This is a genomic window from Ramlibacter sp. GCM10027632, assembly GCF_042675325.1.
In the GTDB taxonomy this organism is placed as follows: domain Bacteria; phylum Pseudomonadota; class Gammaproteobacteria; order Burkholderiales; family Burkholderiaceae_C; genus Ramlibacter.
In genome coordinates, this window is sequence record NZ_JBHTGW010000014.1 from 15,077 (window position 1) to 33,914 (window position 18,838).

At 69.9% G+C, this 18,838-nt stretch carries 19 protein-coding genes; 13 read left to right on the forward strand and 6 right to left on the reverse strand.

The window, feature by feature from the left end; genetic code table 11:
• Positions 1-54: 54 nt before the first annotated feature.
• From ilvC to ACFQZY_RS17535, 3 genes are all read right to left on the reverse strand, one after another.
• Positions 55-1,071: a ketol-acid reductoisomerase gene (gene ilvC / locus ACFQZY_RS17525; RefSeq protein ID WP_377418231.1), complete on the reverse strand. Its 1,017-nt coding sequence runs from the start codon at positions 1,069-1,071 to the stop codon at positions 55-57.
• A gap of 44 nt (positions 1,072-1,115) precedes the next feature.
• Positions 1,116-1,607 (reverse strand): acetolactate synthase small subunit, encoded by a 492-nt coding sequence (gene ilvN / locus ACFQZY_RS17530; protein ID WP_377418234.1) that lies wholly within the window; start codon positions 1,605-1,607, stop codon positions 1,116-1,118.
• 119 nt (positions 1,608-1,726) lie between these two features.
• Positions 1,727-3,499 carry an acetolactate synthase 3 catalytic subunit gene (locus tag ACFQZY_RS17535; RefSeq protein WP_377418236.1) on the reverse strand — a complete coding sequence of 591 codons (1,773 nt, stop codon included), beginning with the start codon at positions 3,497-3,499 and terminating at the stop codon, positions 1,727-1,729.
• A 271-nt stretch (positions 3,500-3,770) separates the two neighbouring features.
• Between ACFQZY_RS17535 and ACFQZY_RS17540 the strand changes: the two genes are divergently transcribed.
• The 6 genes from ACFQZY_RS17540 to ACFQZY_RS17565 all read left to right on the forward strand — a co-directional run bounded on the left by ACFQZY_RS17540 (position 3,771) and on the right by ACFQZY_RS17565 (position 6,993).
• The gene (locus ACFQZY_RS17540) at positions 3,771-4,340 is read left to right on the forward strand and encodes an RNA polymerase sigma factor (RefSeq protein WP_377418239.1); all 570 of its coding nucleotides are present in this window, start codon (positions 3,771-3,773) and stop codon (positions 4,338-4,340) included.
• Entirely contained in the window at positions 4,337-4,753 is a 417-nt protein-coding gene (locus ACFQZY_RS17545; RefSeq protein WP_377418242.1) for a DUF3619 family protein, read from the forward strand. Before ACFQZY_RS17540 ends, ACFQZY_RS17545 begins: the two co-directional genes overlap by 4 nt.
• Before the next feature lie 16 nt (positions 4,754-4,769).
• Positions 4,770-5,405 (forward strand): DUF3106 domain-containing protein, encoded by a 636-nt coding sequence (locus ACFQZY_RS17550; protein ID WP_377418244.1) that lies wholly within the window; start codon positions 4,770-4,772, stop codon positions 5,403-5,405.
• A 100-nt stretch (positions 5,406-5,505) separates the two neighbouring features.
• The gene (locus ACFQZY_RS17555; RefSeq protein ID WP_377418424.1) at positions 5,506-5,961 is read left to right on the forward strand and encodes an RDD family protein; all 456 of its coding nucleotides are present in this window, start codon (positions 5,506-5,508) and stop codon (positions 5,959-5,961) included.
• A gap of 34 nt (positions 5,962-5,995) precedes the next feature.
• Positions 5,996-6,409, forward strand: coding sequence for a diacylglycerol kinase (locus tag ACFQZY_RS17560; protein ID WP_377418246.1), 414 nt, complete (start codon positions 5,996-5,998; stop codon positions 6,407-6,409).
• A complete protein-coding gene (locus ACFQZY_RS17565; RefSeq protein ID WP_377418249.1) occupies positions 6,409-6,993 on the forward strand; it encodes a TIGR00730 family Rossman fold protein in 585 nt (194 codons plus the stop codon). Before ACFQZY_RS17560 ends, ACFQZY_RS17565 begins: the two co-directional genes overlap by 1 nt.
• 40 nt (positions 6,994-7,033) lie before the next feature.
• On the opposite strand, the gene ACFQZY_RS17570 is transcribed toward ACFQZY_RS17565, so the two are convergent.
• Both ACFQZY_RS17570 and ACFQZY_RS17575 read right to left on the reverse strand, forming a co-directional pair.
• Complete coding sequence (locus tag ACFQZY_RS17570) at positions 7,034-7,372, reverse strand: P-II family nitrogen regulator (RefSeq protein ID WP_377418251.1); 339 nt, start codon at positions 7,370-7,372, stop codon at positions 7,034-7,036.
• A 27-nt stretch (positions 7,373-7,399) separates the two neighbouring features.
• Entirely contained in the window at positions 7,400-9,064 is a 1,665-nt protein-coding gene (locus tag ACFQZY_RS17575) for an NAD+ synthase (RefSeq protein ID WP_377418254.1), read from the reverse strand.
• Here ACFQZY_RS17575 and ACFQZY_RS17580 point away from each other — a divergent pair.
• On the forward strand, positions 9,051-10,223 hold the full coding sequence (locus tag ACFQZY_RS17580; protein ID WP_377418257.1) for a GNAT family N-acetyltransferase: 1,173 nt from the start codon (positions 9,051-9,053) through the stop codon (positions 10,221-10,223). The genes ACFQZY_RS17575 and ACFQZY_RS17580 overlap by 14 nt on opposite strands.
• Positions 10,224-10,252: 29 nt before the next feature.
• On the opposite strand, the gene ppa is transcribed toward ACFQZY_RS17580, so the two are convergent.
• A complete protein-coding gene (gene ppa, locus ACFQZY_RS17585) occupies positions 10,253-10,792 on the reverse strand; it encodes an inorganic diphosphatase (RefSeq protein ID WP_377418259.1) in 540 nt (179 codons plus the stop codon).
• A 216-nt stretch (positions 10,793-11,008) separates the two neighbouring features.
• Here ppa and ACFQZY_RS17590 point away from each other — a divergent pair, with 216 nt between their 5' ends.
• The 6 genes from ACFQZY_RS17590 to glp are packed head-to-tail and all read left to right on the forward strand — an operon-like array spanning position 11,009 to position 18,834.
• Entirely contained in the window at positions 11,009-13,078 is a 2,070-nt protein-coding gene (locus tag ACFQZY_RS17590) for a sodium-translocating pyrophosphatase (protein WP_377418262.1), read from the forward strand.
• 24 nt (positions 13,079-13,102) lie between these two features.
• The gene (locus tag ACFQZY_RS17595) at positions 13,103-14,545 is read left to right on the forward strand and encodes an aldehyde dehydrogenase family protein (RefSeq protein WP_377418265.1); all 1,443 of its coding nucleotides are present in this window, start codon (positions 13,103-13,105) and stop codon (positions 14,543-14,545) included.
• A 48-nt stretch (positions 14,546-14,593) separates the two neighbouring features.
• Complete coding sequence (locus ACFQZY_RS17600; protein WP_377418268.1) at positions 14,594-15,850, forward strand: FAD-binding domain-containing protein; 1,257 nt, start codon at positions 14,594-14,596, stop codon at positions 15,848-15,850.
• Entirely contained in the window at positions 15,843-16,958 is a 1,116-nt protein-coding gene (moaA, locus tag ACFQZY_RS17605; protein ID WP_377418271.1) for a GTP 3',8-cyclase MoaA, read from the forward strand. Before ACFQZY_RS17600 ends, moaA begins: the two co-directional genes overlap by 8 nt.
• Positions 16,955-17,557 carry a molybdenum cofactor guanylyltransferase MobA gene (gene mobA, locus ACFQZY_RS17610; RefSeq protein WP_377418274.1) on the forward strand — a complete coding sequence of 201 codons (603 nt, stop codon included), beginning with the start codon at positions 16,955-16,957 and terminating at the stop codon, positions 17,555-17,557. The genes moaA and mobA overlap by 4 nt, the downstream gene beginning before the upstream one ends.
• Entirely contained in the window at positions 17,554-18,834 is a 1,281-nt protein-coding gene (gene glp / locus ACFQZY_RS17615; protein WP_377418277.1) for a gephyrin-like molybdotransferase Glp, read from the forward strand. Before mobA ends, glp begins: the two co-directional genes overlap by 4 nt.
• Positions 18,835-18,838 lie beyond the last annotated feature (4 nt).

An 18,838-nucleotide genomic window follows, 5' to 3' on the forward strand; every position in this document is an offset into this window, starting at 1 on the left:
CCGAAAAACAAAGGCCGCCCCGGGGGGCGGCCTTGTTCGCGGCGCGGGAGCGGCTTAGTTGCGGGTCTGGTCGACCAGCTTGTTCTTGGCGATCCAGGGCATCATGGCGCGCAGCTGGGCGCCCACCACTTCGATGGAGTGGTCGGCGGTGTTGCGGCGGCGGGCGGTCATGCTCGGGTAGTTCAGGCGGCCTTCCTGGATGAACATCTTGGCGTAGTCACCGTTCTGGATGCGCTTGAGGGCGTTGCGCATGGCCTTGCGGGACTCTTCGTTGATCACCTCGGGGCCGGTCACGTACTCGCCGAACTCCGCGTTGTTGGAGATCGAGTAGTTCATGTTGGCGATGCCGCCCTCGTAGATCAGGTCCACGATCAGCTTCAGCTCGTGCAGGCACTCGAAGTAGGCCATCTCGGGGGCGTAGCCGGCCTCGACCAGGGTCTCGTAACCCATCTTGATCAGCTCGACGGCGCCACCGCACAGAACAGCCTGCTCGCCGAACAGGTCGGTCTCGGTCTCTTCCTTGAAGTTGGTCTCGATGATGCCGGCCTTGCCGCCGCCGTTGGCCATGGCGTAGGACAGGGCCAGGTCACGGGCGCGGCCGGACTTGTCCTGGTGCACGGCGACCAGGTGGGGCACGCCGCCGCCCTGGGTGTAGGTGTTGCGCACGGTGTGGCCGGGGGCCTTGGGGGCGACCATCCACACGTCCAGGTCGGCGCGGGGGACGACCTGGTTGTAGTGCACGTTGAAGCCGTGGGCGAAGGCCAGGGAAGCGCCCTGCTTGATGTTCGGCTCGACGTTGTTCTTGTACACCTCGGCGATCTGCTCGTCGGGCAGCAGGATCATGACCACGTCGGCGGCCTTGACGGCCTCGTTGACTTCCATCACGGTCAGGCCGGCCTTGCCGACCTTGTCCCAGGAGGCGCCGCCCTTGCGCAGGCCGACCACGACCTTCACGCCGCTGTCGTTCAGGTTCTGGGCGTGGGCGTGGCCCTGCGAGCCGTAGCCGATGATCGCGACGGTCTTGCCCTTGATCAGGCTCAGGTCACAGTCCTTGTCGTAGAAAACTTTCATTTTTCGTCTCTCTTAAAAAAAGGTTGTCGCCAGCAGCGGCGGGATTAAACGCGCAGGATGCGCTCGCCGCGGCCGATGCCACAGGCACCCGTACGGACCGTCTCGAGGATGGCCGTGCGGTCGATCGCCTCCAGGAAGGCGTCGTTCTTGGACTGGTCGCCGGTCAGCTCGATGGTGTAGCTTTTCTCGGTGACGTCGATGATGCGTCCGCGGAAGATGTCGGCCATGCGCTTCATCTCCTCACGTTCCTTGCCCACGGCGCGCACCTTCACGAGCATCAGCTCGCGCTCGGTGTAGGCACCCTCGGTCAGGTCGACCACCTTGACCACCTCGATGAGGCGGTTCAGGTGCTTGGTGATCTGCTCGATCACGTCGTCGGACCCGGTGGTCTGGATGGTCATGCGCGACAGCGACGGGTCTTCCGTCGGCGCCACGGTGAGCGATTCGATGTTGTAGCCGCGGGCCGAGAACAGGCCCACCACGCGGGACAGGGCGCCCGGCTCGTTCTCGAGCAGGACTGCGATGATGTGTTTCATTTTGACGAGACTCCTCTTTTCGACTTCGCGGAAGCTTGCGCTTTCGCCGCCCTCCCCCGCGCACGGTAATGCGCGGGCTCGGCGGTCAATAGATTCGCTGCAGGGGAAAGGGATGGACTTTACAGGTCTTCGGAACCGAGCAGCATCTCGGTGATGCCCTTGCCGGCCTTGACCATGGGGAACACGTTCTCCGTGGGGTCGGTGCGGAAGTCCATGAAGACCGTGCGGTCCTTGAGCCGGCGAGCCTCGCGCAGGGCCGGCTCGACGTCGCGCGGGTGCTCGATCAGCATGCCCACATGGCCATAGGCCTCCGCCAGCTTCACGAAGTTGGGCAGCGCGTCCATGTAGCTGTGGCTGTAGCGGCCTTCATAGTCCAGCTGCTGCCACTGGCGCACCATGCCCAGGTAACGGTTGTTCAGCGCCATCACCTTGATCGGGGTGTTGTACTGCAGGCAGGTCGACAGCTCCTGGATGCACATCTGCACCGAGCCTTCACCGGTCACGCAGTACACCTCGGAGTCGGGCTTGGCGAGCTTGATGCCCATGGCATAGGGAATGCCCACGCCCATCGTGCCCAGGCCGCCGGAGTTGATCCAGCGGCGCGGCTCCTCGAACTCGTAGTACTGCGCGGCCCACATCTGGTGCTGGCCGACGTCGGAAGTGATGTAGGTGTCCACGCCACGGGTGAGCTTCGAGAGGGTCTCGATCACGTACTGCGGCTTGATCACTTCCTGGTTGTCGCGGTCGTAGCGCAGGCAGTCACGCTGGCGCCAGCCCTCGATGGTCTCCCACCAGCCGGCCAGGGCGTCGGTGTCGGGCTTCAGGCCGGACTCCTTGATCATGGCGATCAGCTCGGCCAGAACCTCCTTCACGTCGCCCACGATGGGGATGTCGACCTTCACCCGCTTGGAGATGCTGGAGGGGTCGATGTCGATGTGGATGATCTTGCGCTCGTTCTGCGCGAAGTGCTTGGGGTTGCCGATCACGCGGTCGTCGAAGCGCGCGCCCACGGCCAGCAGCACGTCGCAGTGCTGCATGGCGTTGTTCGCCTCCAGGCGGCCGTGCATGCCCAGCATGCCGAGGAACTTCGGGTCGCTGGCCTTGATGGCACCCAGGCCCATCAGGGTGTTGGTGCAGGGGTAGCCGAGCATGTCGGCCAGCTCGCGCAGCTCCGCGGTCGCATTGCCCAGGACCACGCCGCCGCCGGTGTAGATGTACGGGCGCTTGGCCGACATCAGCAGTTGCAGCGCCTTGCGGATCTGGCCGCCGTGGCCCTTGCGCACCGGGTTGTAGGAGCGCATCTCCACCTTCTCGGGGTAGCCGGTCCAGGCGGTCTTGTTGAACGAGACGTCCTTGGGGATGTCCACCACCACCGGGCCGGGGCGGCCGCTGCGGGCGATGTGGAAGGCCTTGCGCATGACATCGGCCAGGTCGCGGACGTCCTTCACCAGGAAGTTGTGCTTGACGATGGGGCGCGTGATGCCGACGGTGTCGCACTCCTGGAAGGCGTCCAGGCCGATGGCGGCGGTGGGCACCTGGCCGGTGACGATCACCATCGGGATGCTGTCCATGTAGGCGGTGGCGATGCCGGTGATGGCATTGGTCACGCCCGGGCCCGAGGTCACCAGGGCCACGCCCACGTCACCGGTGGCGCGCGCATAGCCATCCGCCGCGTGCACGGCGGCCTGCTCATGGCGCACCAGGATGTGCTGCATGGTGTCCTGCTTGTACAGGGCGTCGTAGATGTGCAGGACCGCGCCGCCCGGGTAACCCCAGATGAACTTGACGCTCTCGGCCTGCAGGCACTTGACGAGGATTTCGGCGCCACGCAGCTCTTGCGAGGCGGCGCCAGCGGCAGCTGCCGAAGCGATTTCGGCCTTGGAGATTTCCATGATCAACCTTCCGATTCTTCTCTGACGAAAAACGTGGGGTGCCCCTTCGCCCGCCCTCGTGAGGCAGCGTCGGGACTTAGAGCGCCGGACCATGGGCGGGAGGGTTCATCCGCCGGATCAGGGCTCGTTTGCCTATGACGTGCAGCCGCCATTATCGCACTGCAGCACAGCCGCGCCAGCCCGGATCCCGGCCAATGCCATAATTCCGCGCCGCCGAGACCCAGCCGACTGGGCGCGGGCGGTACCCGAGAAGACACCCCGCAGCCGCCCCTTGGCCACCGAACGAGAACTATCCGACTTCCTGCGAAGCGTGGAAAAACGAGCCTACAAGCGCTCGGTCTACCACGTCCGCGACGAGGAAGCCGCCCTCGACATCGTGCAGGAAAGCATGATGAAGCTGGCCGAGCACTATGGCGACAAGCCGGCGGACGAGCTCCCCATGCTGTTTCAGCGGATCCTGTCCAACTGCACGCTGGACTGGTTCCGCCGCCAGAAGACCCGCAGCGCCCTGTTTTCCAACCTCAGCGAGTTCGAGACGGACTCCGAGGATGGCCAGGATTTCGACCTGCTGGAAACTTATTTGCCCTCCGATGCCTCCGAACGGGTGGAGAGTGCCGAAGACGCCACGCGCCGGGCCCAGATCTTGCGAGAGATCGAAACCGTCATCCAGGAATTGCCAGCACGTCAACGGGAAGCGTTCCTGATGCGTTACTGGGAGGACATGGACGTGGCCGAAACGGCGGCGGCCATGGGCTGTTCGGAAGGCAGTGTCAAGACGCACTGCTCCCGCGCGGTTCAGGCCCTCAGCAAAGCACTGAAGGCTCGGGGAATACAAGCATGACCAACTCGCCCGCACAACGCACGCAAAGACTGCACGACCAGTTCGGCCGGCGCGTTGCCGCGCGCCTGTCGGAGGGCAGCCAGTCGCTGCCGCATGACGTGTCCGAGCGCCTGCGTGCCGCCCGTGTCCGGGCCGTCGCCAGCCGCAAGCCCGAGCCGATCGTCAGCCGCGTCCGCGGTTTCGCCCTGGCCGGGTTCAACAGCGCCCAGGAGCACCTGGGCTTCTGGGGCCGCCTGGCCTCGGCCCTGCCGGTGGTGGTGCTGGCCGCCGGCCTGGTCGCGATCCACCTGGTCCAGAACGAGATCCGCGCCAGTGAAGTCGCCGAGGTCGATGCCGCCCTCCTCACGGACGACCTGCCGCCGGCCGCCTATGCCGACCCGGGCTTCGCCCAGTTCCTGAAGACCGGACAGTAAGGCCAGGGGACCCCGCGTGTTCCTGGCCCCGACCTCCCCTCGCCTGCGTCGCCTCGGGCGGCTGGCCGCACTGGCTGCTTGGCCGCTGGCCCTAGCAGCCACGGCCGTCCAGGCCCAGGCGCCCGCGCAGGCCTCGGCCGCCACGGTCGCGTCCTCGGCCCTACGGGCCGTCGCCACGCCATCGGTCCCGAACTGGAGCCAGCTCTCCCCGGACCAGCGCCAGGCCCTGTCGCCCCTGTCCCGCAGCTGGGATCAGCTGAACGAGCCCCATCGCCGCAAGTGGATCGCCCTGGCGGCCAATTTCTCCCGCCTGCCGCCGGCCGAGCAAGCCAAGATGCACAGCCGCATGGCCGAATGGGCCTCGCTGAGCCCGCAGCAGCGCTCCCAGGCACGCCTGAACTTCGGCGAGGCCCAGCAGCTGTCGGCGGACGAGAAGCGCGCCAAGTGGGAGGCCTACCAGGCGCTCCCGCCCGAGGAGCGCCGCAAGCTGGCCGAGGGCGCTACCCCGAAGCAGCCGCCGGCCACCGCCGCCGCCCTCAAGCCGGTGCCCCACAGCAAGCTGGCCAACGTGCCCCGCCCCGGCCAGGACGAACCCAAGCCCCCGCGAATCGTGGTGGTGCCGCCGGGCGAGTCGACCCCACCCACCCATTGAAGGCTTTCCCAGCGTGAGTTCCTCCCCCCGGTCCGAGGCGGTCGCCGCCGGCGCGGCCTCCCCGGTCGACGCCCTGCGCGCCCCCAGCCTGCGCCGCCGCATGGCCTGCTGGATGTACGAAGGCGTGCTCCTGTTCGCCATCGTCTTCATCTCCGGCTGGCTGTTCAGCACCCTCGGCCAGATGCGCGACGCCATGGACGCGCGCCGCCCCCTGCTCCAGGCATTCCTGTTCATCGTCTTCGGCATCTATTTCGCCTGGTTCTGGGCCAAGGGCCAGACCCTGGCCATGAAGACCTGGGGCATCCGCATCGTCGACCCGCAGGGCCGCCCCGTCAGCCAGGGCCGTGCGCTGCTGCGCTACTTCCTGGCCTGGATCTGGTTCCTGCCGCCGCTGGCGGTACTGGCCCCGATGCGCCTGCCCGCAGGCGAGGTGGCCGTGCTCACGATCGGCTGGGTCTCGGTCTGGGCGCTCCTGAGCCGCTTCCATCCGCAACGCCAGTTCTGGCACGACGCCCTGGCCGGCACCCGCTTGGTCACAGCGGCGCCCAAGGCCTGAAGCGGCGCCGTCCGGGTACGCGAGAATGGCGCGCATGCCGACGCTGCCCGACGCCGATTCCGCGCCCTCCCCCGCCAATCCCCAGAAGCTGCGCACCGGCCTGGACCGCGTCTGGCACGCCACCGGCTACTCGCTGGCCGGCCTGCGTGCGGGCTGGGGCGAGACCGCCTTCCGCCAGGAGGCCATCGCCGCCCTGGTCCTGGTGCCCGCCGCTTTCTGGCTCGGGCGTTCCTGGGTCGAAACCGCCCTGCTCGCCGGCTCGGTGCTGCTGGTGATGATCGTGGAGTTGCTCAACTCGGGCATCGAGGCCGCGATCGACCGGATCGGCCCCGAGTGGCACAGCCTGTCCAAGCGCGCCAAGGACATGGGCAGCGCGGCCGTCCTGCTGTGCCTGCTGCTGGCCGGCGGCATCTGGGCTGCCGCCCTCCACCAACGCTTCTTCGTCTGATGACCCCGAATTTTTCCATTTGCGTCTACTGCGGCTCGCGCCCCGGCAACGACCCCGTCTTCACCGAGGTGGCCCGCGAGGTCGGCCACTGGATCGGCCGCCACGGCGGCCAGCTGGTCTACGGGGGCGGCAATAACGGGCTCATGGGCCAGGTCGCCGACGCCACCCTGGCGGCAGGCGGCCGGGTGGTCGGCATCATCCCCCGCGCCCTCGTGGACAAGGAGTTCGCCAAGCGCGATTGCACCGAGCTGCACATCGTGGAAACGATGCACGAGCGCAAGCGGATGATGGCCGAGCGCGCCGACGCCTTCCTGGCGCTGCCCGGCGGCATCGGCACCTTCGAGGAGCTGTTCGAGGTCTGGACCTGGCGCCAGCTCGGCTACCACGACAAGCCGGTGGGCATCCTGGATGTGGCGGGCTACTGGGCGCCGATGATGGCGTTCATGCGGTCGGCCGTGGGCCACGGCTTCATGAACGACTGGCAGATGGGGCTGGTGCGCACCGGCGGCGACGCGCCGGAACTGCTCGCGGCGCTGGTGCAGGAAGCCGGGCTCAAGGCGCCGGCCGACCTCTCGCAGATCTGAGGCGACCCGCGCGGCGCCTGGCGCCGCGCGGCCGGGCCCGTCAGATCGCGGTTTCGTCGATCTCGCCGGTGCGGATGCGAACCACGCGTTCGACCGAGGTGATGAAGATCTTGCCGTCGCCGATCTTGCCGGTGCGGGCGGCCTTGACGATGGCGTCCACGCACTGGTCGACCACGTCGTCGCGCACCACCACTTCGACCTTCACCTTGGGCAGGAAGTCGACGACGTACTCGGCACCGCGATACAGCTCGGTGTGGCCCTTCTGGCGGCCGAAGCCCTTGACCTCGGTGACCGTCAGGCCGGTGACGCCGCATTCGGCCAGGGCCTCGCGGACTTCCTCGAGCTTGAACGGCTTGACGATGGCGGTGATCTGTTTCATGGAACTTGTCTTGCTTCTTTCGGGGAGTCAGGCGCGAAAACGCGCGGTAATAGGATAGCGCCAATCCTTGCCGAAGCTGCGGTGGGTCACGCGGATGCCCACCGGCGCCTGGCGACGCTTGTATTCGTTGATGCGGATCAGGCGGGCGATGCGTTCGACCGTGGCCCGGTCATGGCCGGCGGCGACGATTTCCTCCACCCCCTCGTCCTCCTCCATGTAGCGCTCCAGGATCGCGTCCAGCACCTCGTAGGGCGGCAGGCTGTCCTGGTCCTTCTGGTCGGGGCGCAGCTCGGCGCTGGGCGGGCGGGTGATGATGCGCTCGGGGATCGGGCTGGCGCCGGTGCCGTACGGGTCGTTGGCGTTGCGCCAGCGCGCGAGGCTGAACACGCGGGTCTTGAGCAGGTCCTTGATCACCGCGAAGCCGCCGGCCATGTCGCCATAGAGCGTGCAGTAGCCGGTGGCCATCTCGCTCTTGTTGCCGGTGGTCAGCACGATGCTGCCGAACTTGTTGGACAGCGCCATCAGCAGGGTGCCGCGGATGCGGGCCTGCAGGTTCTCCTCGGTCGTGTCCTCGGGCAGGCCGGCGAACTCGGTGGCGAGCGTGGCCTTGAAGGCCTCGAACATCGGCACGATGGACATCTCGTCATACCGCACGCCCAGGCGCCGGGCCATCTCCCGAGCGTCGATCCAGGAGATGTCGGCGGTGTAGGGCGAGGGCATCATGACCGCGCGCACCTTGTCGGCGCCGAGGGCATCGACCGCGACGGCCAGCACCAGGGCGGAGTCGATGCCGCCCGACAGCCCGAGCAGCACGCCGGGGAAGCCGTTCTTGCCGACGTAGTCGCGCACGCCGAGCACCAGCGCATCCCACAGGTCAGCCTCGTCGCTGTGCACCTGGGACAGGGCGCCGGACAGCGTGACGCCGCCCGCCCCGGCCTGCGCCTGGAGCATGAAGGCGGCCTCGCGGAAGGCCGGCGCGCGGGCCACCAGGGCGCCGGCGGCCGAGACCGCAAAGGAGGCGCCGTCGAACACCACCTCGTCCTGCCCGCCCACCAGGTGGGCATAGACCAGGGGCAGGCCCACGGCCTGGGCGCGCTCGGCCATGCGGGCGATGCGCTCGGTGCCCTTGCCCACATGGAACGGGGACGCGTTGATGACGGCGAGCACCTGGGCACCGGCATCGCGCGCGTCGCGGGCCGGCGCCTCGAACCAGGCATCCTCGCAGACCAGCAGCCCCACCCGCACGCCCTCGACCTCGAAGACGCAGCTGCCCTCGCCGGGCGCGAAGTAACGGCGCTCGTCGAAGACCTGGTAGTTCGGCAGCTCGCGCTTGGCGTAGCTGGCGACGACGCGGCCCTCGCAGACCACGCTGGCGGCATTGAGCCGGCGCTGGACCTGGACCGAGCGGCTGCGGACGTCGCCGCCCTTCGGGTGCCCCACCACCACGTGCAGCCCCTTCAACCCGGCGAGCTCGCGGGCCACCGCGTCCAGGGCATCATCGCAGGCGGCGATGAAGGCCGGGCGCAGCAGCAGGTCCTCCGCGGGATAGCCGCACAGGGACAGCTCGGGGGTGACGACCAGCCGGGCGCCCCGGGCGTAGGCCTCGCGCGCGGCGTCGATGATCTTGCGGGCATTGCCGGCCATGTCGCCCACCACGACATTGAGCTGGGCTATACAGATGTTGAGGGCCATTCCAGCAGTGAAAAACAACTCGTTCGATTATGTCACCCGCCTCTTCGCCGACCCCGCCGGGATCCCGCGCGACGCCTGGAACGCGCTGCTGGCCCACGAGGCCCAGCCGACCCCGTTCATGCGCCACGAGTACCTGGGCGCACTGCACGCCAGCGGCAGCGCCGCGCCGCGCACCGGCTGGACCCCGGCCTTCCTGACCCTGTGGCGCGGGGGCGAACTGCAGGCAGCCTGCCCGCTCTATCGCAAGGCCCACTCCTACGGCGAGTACGTGTTCGACTGGGCCTGGGCCAACGCCTACGAGCAGCACGGCCTGGCCTACTACCCCAAGGGGCTGGTCGCCGTGCCGTTCACGCCGGTGCCCGGCGCCCGGCTGCTGGCGCGCGACGCGCAAGCCCGCCGGGCGCTGGTGCGGGCCCTGGTCGCCTGGTGCCGCGAGGAAGGCCTGTCCTCCCTGCACCTGCTGTTCCTCTCCGAGGCGGACGCGGCCGCCTGCGAAGCCGAGGGCCTGATGGCCCGCAGCACCGTGCAGTTCCACTGGGACAACGCCGGCTACGCCGACTTCGACGCCTTCCTCGCCAGCCTGGCGCAGGACAAGCGCAAGAAGATCCGCCAGGAGCGGCGCAAGGTGGCCGAGGCCGGCGTGGGCTTCCGCGCGCTCGAGGGCGCGGCGATCTCGCCGGCCGACTGGGACTTCTTCTACCGGTGCTACGAGCGCACCTACCGCGAGCACGGCAACCCCCCGTACCTGACCCGGGACTTCTTTGCCCGCATGGCGACCGACATGCCGCAGCACTGGGTCATGTTCGTGGGCGAGCGCGGCGGCCGGCCGATCGCCGCCAGCCTGGTGGCCACCGGTGACGGCGTGGCCTACGGCCGCTACTGGGGTGCGCTGGAGCGGGTCGACTGCCTGCACTTCGAGGCCTGCTATTACCAGCCGCTGCAGTGGTGCATTGCCCGGGGCCTGCACCGCTTCGAGGGCGGCGCGCAGGGCGAGCACAAAATGGCAAGGGCGCTGATGCCGGTGAAGACATGCAGCGCCCATTGGCTGGCGCACCCGGCGTTCGCCGATGCGGTGGAGCGGTTCCTCGAACGGGAGGGCCAGGGCGTCGAGGCGTACCTGGAGCACCTCGAAGCCCGCAGCCCGTTCCGGGCCGCCTGAAGCCGGCCTGGCGACCAGGCCGGGGACGATCAGCCCTGCTGGGCCTTCTTGTAGTTCTCGACGCCGTCCAGGATTTCCTTCTTGGCGGCTTCGGGGCCTTCCCAGCCCAGGACCTTGACCCACTTGCCGGCCTCGAGGTCCTTGTAGTGCTCGAAGAAGTGGGCGATGGTCTTCAGGCGCAGGGGGTTCATGTCCTCCGGCTTCTGCCAGTGCGTGTAGATCGGCAGGATCTTGTCGATCGGCACGGCCAGCACCTTGCCGTCCTCGCCGGCCTCGTCCTGCATCTTCAGGATGCCGATGGCGCGGCAGGGTACGACGACGCCCGGGATCAGGGGCACGGGGGTGATGACCAGCACGTCGACCGGGTCGCCGTCACCGGAGATGGTCTTGGGCACGTAGCCGTAGTTGGTCGGGTAGTGCATCGCGGTGCTCATAAAGCGGTCCACGAAGATGGCGCCCGACTCCTTGTCGACCTCGTACTTGACGGGGTCGGCGTTCATCGGGATTTCGATGATCACGTTGAAGGAATCGGGGATGTTCTTGCCGGCGGAAACTTGGTCGAGGGACATGGTGGAAGTCTCGTGTTGTCTCGTGAATGTCTCGGGAAAAACCCTGATTTTAGTTTCTCATCCTCGCCTTTCCCGGTTCTGACGCGCCAACCCACCTGTATATTGCCCTTGTTGGCCAATCGTCTCCGGCAGTCAGGGAGCCACGAGGAAGCAACGCAGCGGAAGCCCCGCCTGCGTGGCTTCCTCCAAGTTCAACAAAGACTGTAGGAGAAGAAGATGACAGGCAACTCGGCGCTGATCCTGGCGCTCGTCTGCGGACTGGCGGCCGTGATCTACGGTTTCTGGGCCCGCGGCTGGATCCTCTCGCAGGACGCCGGCAACCCCCGCATGCAGGAGATCGCCGCGGCCATCCAGGCCGGCGCGGCGGCCTACCTGGCGCGCCAGTACACCACCATCGCCATCGTCGGCGTGGTGCTGGCCATCCTGATCGGCATCTTCCTGGACGGCCTGACCGCCACCGGGTTCGTGGTCGGCGCGGTGCTCTCTGGCGCCTGCGGCTTCATCGGCATGAACGTCTCGGTGCGCGCCAACGTGCGCACCGCCCAGGCTGCCACCCGCGGCATCGGCCCGGCGCTGGACGTGGCCTTCCGCGGCGGCGCCATCACCGGCATGCTGGTGGTGGGCCTGGGCCTGCTGGGCGTGACGGCCTTCTACTGGTTCCTGGTCGGCAACGGCGCGGCCACCCCGGATCGCAAGCTCTCGGTGGTGCTCAATCCCCTGATCGGCTTCGCCTTCGGCTCCTCGCTGATCTCCATCTTCGCCCGGCTGGGCGGCGGCATCTTCACGAAGGGCGCTGACGTCGGCGCTGACCTGGTGGGCAAGGTCGAGGCCGGCATTCCCGAGGACGACCCGCGCAACCCCGCGGTGATCGCCGACAACGTGGGCGACAACGTCGGCGACTGCGCCGGCATGGCCGCCGACCTGTTCGAGACCTACGCGGTCACGCTGATCGCCACCATGGTGCTGGGCGCCCTGCTGGTGACCGCCGCGCCGGTGGCGGCCACGCTGTACCCGCTGGCGCTGGGCGGCGTGTCCATCATCGCCTCCATCATCGGCTGCGGCTTCGTCAAGGCCACGCCCGGCATGCGCAACGTGATGCCCGCCCTGTACAAGGGCCTGGCCATCGCCGGCGTGCTCTCGCTGGTGGCCTTCTACGGCGTGACCGTGTGGCTGGTGCCCGACGACGCCGTCGCCGCCTCCGGCTCGCAGATGCGCCTGTTCGGCGCCTGCGTGGTGGGCCTGGTGCTGACCGGCGCGCTGGTCTGGATCACCGAGTTCTACACCGGGACGCAGTATTCGCCGGTGCGCCACATCGCCCAGGCCTCCACCACCGGCCACGGCACCAACATCATCGCCGGCCTCGGCGTCTCGATGCGCTCGACCGCCTGGCCGGTGCTGTTCGTCTGCGCCGCCATCATCGCGGCCTACACGCTGGCCGGCCTGTACGGCGTGGCGGTGGCCGCCATGTCCATGCTGTCCATGGCCGGCATCGTGGTCGCCCTGGACGCCTACGGCCCGATCACCGACAACGCCGGCGGCATCGCCGAGATGGCCGAGATGCCCGCCTCGGTGCGCGACATCACCGACCCGCTGGACGCCGTGGGCAACACCACCAAGGCAGTCACCAAGGGCTACGCCATCGGCTCCGCGGGCCTGGCCTCGCTGGTGCTGTTCGCCGACTACACCCACAAGCTCGAGACCTACGGCAAGGCGATCAGCTTCGACCTGTCCGACCCGATGGTGATCATCGGCCTGTTCATCGGCGGCCTGATCCCCTACCTGTTCGGCGCCATGGCCATGGAGGCCGTGGGCCGCGCGGCCGGCGCGGTGGTGGTGGAGGTGCGCCGCCAGTTCGCCGAGATCAAGGGCATCATGGACGGCAGCGGCAAGCCCGAGTACGGCAAGGCGGTGGACATGCTCACCGGCGCCGCCATCAAGGAGATGGTGATCCCCTCCCTGCTGCCCGTGGTCGTGCCGATCGTGGTCGGCCTGGCGCTGGGCCCCAAGGCCCTGGGCGGCCTGCTCATGGGAACCATCGTCACCGGCCTGTTCGTCGCCATCTCCATGTGCACCGGCGGCGGCGCCTGGGACAACGCCAAGAAGTACATCGAGGACGGCCACCACGGCGGCAAGGGATCGGAAGCCCACAAGGCCGCCGTCACCGGTGATACCGTGGGCGATCCGTACAAGGACACGGCCGGCCCGGCCGTGAACCCGCTGATCAAGATCATCAACATCGTGGCGCTCCTGATCGTGCCGCTGGTGGTGCGCTTCCACGGCGGCTGATCGCGGCGGCGCCGAGGGGGCTGCATGCAACAGCACTTCATCGCCAACGCGCCGACCCCGGGGTCGACCGGCCGCACGCTGCCGGTCGTCGACCCCTCCGACGGCCTGCCCTACGACGAGATCGCCCGGGGCAGCGCCGAGGACATCGACCGCGCGGCCCGGGCCGCGCGCCAGTGCTTCGAGGCGGTCTGGAGCCGCATGGGCGCTCCGGAGCGCGGGCGCCTGCTGATGCGGCTGTCCCAGGCGGTGGCGGCCCATGCCGAGGAACTGGCCGGGATCGAGCAGCGCGATTGCGGCAAGCCGACCCGCCAGGCGCGCGCCGATGCCGCCATGCTGGCGCGCTACTTCGAGTTCTATGCCGGCGCCTGCGACAAGCTGCACGGCCAGACCCTGCCCTATGACGAGGACTACACCGTCCTGACCTGGCGCGAGCCGTACGGCGTCACCGGGCACATCATTCCCTGGAACTACCCCATGCAGCTGCTGGGGCGCAGCGTGGCGGCGGCCCTGGCCGCGGGCAACACCTGCGTGGTCAAGCCGGCCGAGGACGCCTGCCTGTCGGTGCTGCGGGTGGCCCAGCTCGCGGCCGACTGCGGTTTTCCCGCCGGCGCGATCAACGTGGTCACCGGCCTGGGCCACGAGGCCGGCGACGCGCTGGTGCGCCACCCCGAGGTGGACCACATCAGCTTCACCGGCAGCTCGCAGACCGGCGTGCAGGTGCAGCAGGCCGCGGCCCTGCGGCATTGCCCGGTGACGCTGGAGCTCAGTGGCAAGAGCCCGCAGATCCTGTTCGCCGACTGCGACCTGGGCCTGGCCGTGCCCACGGTGCTGGCCGCCATCTCGCAGAACGGCGGCCAGGCCTGTTCCGCCGGCTCGCGCCTGCTGGTGCAGGACGGCCTGTACGAGCCCCTGATGGAGCGCCTGGGCGAGGCCTTCGCCAGGCTGCGGGTGGGGCCGGCGTCGATGGACCTGGACCTCGGCCCCCTGATCCGCCCCGGGCAGATGCAGCGGGTCTGGGACTTCCTGTCCGACGCGCAGCATGCCGGCATTCCCATCGTGGCCGAGGGCCGCATCGTCGACGAGGCGCCGGAGTCGGGCTTCTACCAGGCCCCCGCGCTGCTGCGGGACGTGCCCGCGGGCCACCGGCTGGCCCGCGAGGAGGTCTTCGGCCCGGTGCTGGCCGCCATGCGCTTCGCCGACGAGGACGAGGCGGTGCGCCTGGCCAATGCCACCGAGTTCGGCCTGGTCGCCGGCGTCTGGACCCGTGACGGCGGCCGCCAGCTGCGCATGGCCCGCCGCATCCGCAGCGGCCAGGTGTTCATCAACAACTACGGCGCGGGAGGCGGCGTCGAGCTTCCCTTCGGCGGCGTGAAGGCCTCGGGCCACGGCCGCCAGAAGGGCTTCGAGGCCCTGTACGGGTTCACCACGGTCAAGACGGTCGCGATCCGCCACGGCCAGCCCCGCTGAAAGCCCCGGCGCGGGCGGGCGCGGCGCGATGCGCCAACAATGCGGCGCATGCCGTTTTCCCCCGAGACCCTGGACCGCCTCGGCGTTCCTGCGCACCTGCGCAGCTTCGAGCCGACGCGCGAGGCCGCCCTGGCGCGGGCGGCCCGCGCCGAGCCAGGCCCCTACGCCCGCACCCGCAACCGGCTCGATGGCGCGGTCACCGGCCTGTCGCCCTACCTGACGCACGGGCTGGTGACCCTGCCCGAGGTGGCCGCCGTCGTGGACCGCCGCCACGGCCTCGGCCCGCAGGACAAGCTGGCCAGCGAATTCGGCTGGCGCGAGTTCTTCCACCACGCCTGGGCCCACGCCGGCGACGCGATCCTCGAGGACATGCGCCCCACCCTGCCCTGGCCCGGGCGCTATGCCGACGCCGTGCCGGCCGACGTGCGCGAGGGACGCACCGGCGTGCCGGCCATCGATGCCGCGGTACGCGTGCTGTACGCCACCGGCTACCTCCACAACCACGCCCGCCTCTGGCTGGCGAGCTACCTCGTCCACCTGCGCAAGGTCCGCTGGCGCGCCGGGGCCGACTGGCTGTGGGGCCACCTGCTCGATGGCGACCTCGCCAGCAACCACCTCGGCTGGCAGTGGGTGGCGGGCAGCTTTTCGGCCAAGCCCTACCTGTTCAACGCGCGGAACGTGGCAGCGTTCGCCCCGGCCGGCGCGGCCGCGGCCTGGGACAGCACCGGCACCGTGATCGACGCCGGCGACGAGGCGCTGGCGGGGCTGGCTTACCGCGCTGCGGACCTCGGCCCGCAGCGCCCCGACGCGCCAGGCGTGGCCGAGCCCTCGCTGCTGGCGGCCCCGCCGGCCGGCCTGCTCGCGGGCCTGTCCTGTCCCCTGTCCCGGGGCGAAGCCCCCGACACCGCGGGCCGCCCGCTGGAACTCGTGCACCCCTGGGCCCTGGGCCCGGGCGGCACGCCCGGCGCCTTCCGCCTCGGCGTGGTCCACCTGCCCGCCCACGTGGACTGGCCCTGGAGCGAGCGGCGCTGGCGCTTCATGCTGGGCGCGATGGCGGCGAGCTGCGACGCGATCTGGCTCGGTGACCTGCACCGACTGCACCTGGCCCGCCGGCCAGCCACCGCGACGGCCTGCGCCTTCCCGGGCTACCGGCAGGCCTGGGCCAGCCTGGGCGTGCAGGCCCGGCCGGTGCCCCGCCTGTTCGCGGCGCCTCCGGCGGCGGCGCGCTCGTTCAGCGCGTTCTGGCGCCACGCGGGCCGCCACGCCATGGGCCTCCCGGGTGAAGGACAATCACGCCATGGCTGAACGCGTGATTCCCCTGGTACCCCATCGCCCCGCCGGCCGGCCGATGGCCGTGCCCGAACAGCCCCTGCCCGCTGACGGGCGCGTCGCCGATGCCCTGGGCCGGCCGCTGCGCGACCTGCGCATCAGCGTGACCGACCGCTGCAACTTCCGCTGCAGCTACTGCATGCCCAAGGAGGTGTTCGACAAGGACTACCCCTACCTGCCGCATGCCGACCTGCTCACGTTCGAGGAGATCACCCGCGTGGCCCGCGCCTTCATGGCCCTGGGCGTGCGCAAGATCCGGCTCACCGGCGGCGAGCCCCTGCTTCGCAAGAACATCGAGGTGCTGATCGCGCAGCTGGCCCAGCTGCGCACCGTCGACGGCGCCCCGCCCGACCTGACCCTCACCACCAACGGCTCGCTGCTGGCGCGCAAGGCCGCCGCGCTCAAGGCCGCCGGCCTGAACCGCGTGACGGTGAGCCTCGACGGGCTGGACGACCTCGTCTTCCGCCGCATGAACGACGTCGACTTCCCGGTGGCCGAGGTGCTGGCCGGTATCGACGCGGCCAAGCGGGCGGGCCTGGGCCCGGTCAAGGTCAACATGGTCGTCAAGCGCGGCACCAACGACCACGAGATCGTGCCGATGGCGCGGCACTTCCGCGGCACCGGCCACGTGCTTCGCTTCATCGAGTACATGGACGTGGGCGCCACCAACGGCTGGCGCATGGACGAAGTCCTGCCCTCGGCCGAGGTCCAGCGCCTGATCCACGCCGAGATGCCCCTGGCGCCCCTGGAACACAGCGCGCCGGGCGAGACCGCGCAGCGCTGGGCCTATGCGGACGGCAGCGGCGAGGTCGGCTTCATCAGCAGCGTCACCCAGGCCTTCTGCGGCGACTGCAACCGCGCCCGCCTGTCCACCGAGGGCCAGGTCTACCTGTGCCTCTTCGCCTCGCAGGGCCACGACCTGCGCGCCCTGGTGCGCGGCGGCGCCAGCGATGCCCAACTCGCCGCGGCCGTGGGCCACCTCTGGCAGGGCCGCGCGGACCGCTATTCCCAATTGCGCAGCGAGCTGGCGCCCGACACGGGCAGCGGCCGCCGTCGCGTCGAAATGAGCTACATCGGCGGATGATCACTTCCCTCGACATCACCGGCCTGGTCCTGGCCGGCGGCCGCGGCTCCCGCATGGGCGGGGTCGACAAGGGCCTGCAGAACTTCAACGGCATCCCCCTGGCCCTGCACACCCTGATGCGGCTGCAGCCGCAGGTGGCGCAGGTCCTGGTCAATGCGAACCGCAACCTCTCGGCCTACGAGTCGTTCGGCGCGCCGGTGTGGCATGACGCCCTGCCCGACTTCGCCGGCCCGCTGGCGGGGTTCATGACCGGGCTGTCGCACTGCGAGACGCCCTACCTCGTCACCGTGCCCTGCGACACGCCGCTGTTCCCGCTGGACCTGGTCGAGCGCCTGGCCGCCGCGCTCGAGACGCAGGATGCCGAGATCGCCATGGCCGCTGCGCCCGAGGCCGACGGCCAGGTGCGCACCCAGCCCGTGTTCTGCCTGCTGCGGGCCGACCTGATCGACAGCCTGACCCGCTTCACCCAGGCCGGCGGCCGCAAGATCGACGCCTGGACCGCCCAGCACCGGCAGGTGGTCGTGCCCTTCGACGACCCGAACGCCTTCTTCAACGCCAACACCCTGGCCGAGCTGCGCCAGCTGGAGCAGCCGCGATGAAGACACTGGAGCAGATCGCCGCCGAGCTCCAGGGCTATGACCCGCAGGCCCTGCCGGCCGCCGCGGTCAACGACTTCCTGGCCCGCCTGGCCGAGCCCGTCGCCGGGTCCGAAACGGTGGGCGTGCTCGATGCCCTGGGCCGCGTGCTGGCCGAGGACCTGGTCTCCCCCATCAGCGTGCCGCCCCACGACAACTCCGCGATGGACGGCTTCGCCTTCGACGGCGCGCAGCTGCGCCCCGACGCGCCGCTGGTGCTGGAGCCGGTCGGCACCGCCCTGGCCGGCAAGGCCTGGCAGGGCGCGGTCGGACCGGGCCAGTGCGTGAAGATCATGACCGGGGCCATCATGCCGGCGGGCCTGGACACGGTGGTGCCGCAGGAGTTCACCCGCCCCGCCGGCGAGGGCCGCATCGAGGTCCCCGCCGGCGCGCTCAAGGCCGGCGACAACCGCCGCCTGTGCGGCGAGGACCTGATGGCGGGCCGCCCCGCCCTGCTGCGCGGCGAGCGCCTGGGTCCGGCGGCCTGCGGCCTGGTCGCCAGCCTGGGGCTGGCCGAGGTGAAGGTCGTGCGCCGCCTGAAGGTGGCCTACTTCTCCACCGGCGACGAGATCCTGAGCCTGGGCGAGGCGCCGCGCGAGGGCGCGGTCTACGACAGCAACCGCTACACGGTGCGCGGCCTGCTGCAGCGCCTTGGGTGCGAGGTCATCGACCTGGGTGTGGTGCGCGATGAACCGGCCCGCCTGGAGGCCGCCTTCCGGCAGGCCGCGGCGCAGGCCGACGCCATCATCACCAGCGGCGGCGTCAGCGTGGGCGAGGCCGACTTCACCAAGGCCATGATGCGCCAGCTAGGCGACGTCGCCTTCTGGAAGATCGCCATGCGCCCGGGCCGCCCGATGGCGGTGGGCCGCATCACCGAGGGCGGACGCAGCGCCGTCCTGTTCGGGCTGCCCGGCAACCCGGTGGCGGTGATGGTCACCTTCCTGGCCTTCGTGCGTCCCGCCCTGCTGCGGATGATGGGCGCGCGCGACACGGCGCCCGTGCTGCTGCGGGCGCGCAGCGCCGAGGCCCTGCGCAAGAAACCCGGCCGCACCGAGTACCAGCGCGGCATCGTTGCCCCCGGGCCGGACGGCGCCCTCACCGTGCGCACCACCGGCAACCAGGGCTCGGGCGTCCTCAGCTCGATGGTCCAGGGCAACGGCCTGGTCGTCCTGCACCATGCGCAGGGCAACGTCGCCGTCGGCGACGAGGTGGACGTGCTGATGTTCGACGGGGCGATCTGACCCC

Excerpts from the sequence above, each read along its gene's own strand:
- ACFQZY_RS17555 (WP_377418424.1), top strand. The coding sequence starts at position 5,506 with ATGGCCTGCTGGATGTACGAAGGCGTGCTCCTGTTCGCCATCGTCTTC.
- ilvC (WP_377418231.1), bottom strand. The coding sequence starts at position 1,071 with ATGAAAGTTTTCTACGACAAGGACTGTGACCTGAGCCTGATCAAGGGC.
- ppa (WP_377418259.1), bottom strand. The coding sequence starts at position 10,792 with ATGTCCCTCGACCAAGTTTCCGCCGGCAAGAACATCCCCGATTCCTTC.
- ACFQZY_RS17575 (WP_377418254.1), bottom strand. The coding sequence starts at position 9,064 with ATGGCCCTCAACATCTGTATAGCCCAGCTCAATGTCGTGGTGGGCGAC.
- ACFQZY_RS17545 (WP_377418242.1), top strand. The coding sequence starts at position 4,337 with ATGACCAACTCGCCCGCACAACGCACGCAAAGACTGCACGACCAGTTC.
- ACFQZY_RS17590 (WP_377418262.1), top strand. The coding sequence starts at position 11,009 with ATGACAGGCAACTCGGCGCTGATCCTGGCGCTCGTCTGCGGACTGGCG.
- mobA (WP_377418274.1), top strand. The coding sequence starts at position 16,955 with ATGATCACTTCCCTCGACATCACCGGCCTGGTCCTGGCCGGCGGCCGC.
- glp (WP_377418277.1), top strand. The coding sequence starts at position 17,554 with ATGAAGACACTGGAGCAGATCGCCGCCGAGCTCCAGGGCTATGACCCG.
- moaA (WP_377418271.1), top strand. The coding sequence starts at position 15,843 with ATGGCTGAACGCGTGATTCCCCTGGTACCCCATCGCCCCGCCGGCCGG.
- ACFQZY_RS17570 (WP_377418251.1), bottom strand. The coding sequence starts at position 7,372 with ATGAAACAGATCACCGCCATCGTCAAGCCGTTCAAGCTCGAGGAAGTC.
- ACFQZY_RS17560 (WP_377418246.1), top strand. The coding sequence starts at position 5,996 with ATGCCGACGCTGCCCGACGCCGATTCCGCGCCCTCCCCCGCCAATCCC.
- ACFQZY_RS17535 (WP_377418236.1), bottom strand. The coding sequence starts at position 3,499 with ATGGAAATCTCCAAGGCCGAAATCGCTTCGGCAGCTGCCGCTGGCGCC.
- ACFQZY_RS17600 (WP_377418268.1), top strand. The coding sequence starts at position 14,594 with ATGCCGTTTTCCCCCGAGACCCTGGACCGCCTCGGCGTTCCTGCGCAC.
- ACFQZY_RS17565 (WP_377418249.1), top strand. The coding sequence starts at position 6,409 with ATGACCCCGAATTTTTCCATTTGCGTCTACTGCGGCTCGCGCCCCGGC.
- ACFQZY_RS17580 (WP_377418257.1), top strand. The coding sequence starts at position 9,051 with ATGTTGAGGGCCATTCCAGCAGTGAAAAACAACTCGTTCGATTATGTC.
- ACFQZY_RS17595 (WP_377418265.1), top strand. The coding sequence starts at position 13,103 with ATGCAACAGCACTTCATCGCCAACGCGCCGACCCCGGGGTCGACCGGC.
- ilvN (WP_377418234.1), bottom strand. The coding sequence starts at position 1,607 with ATGAAACACATCATCGCAGTCCTGCTCGAGAACGAGCCGGGCGCCCTG.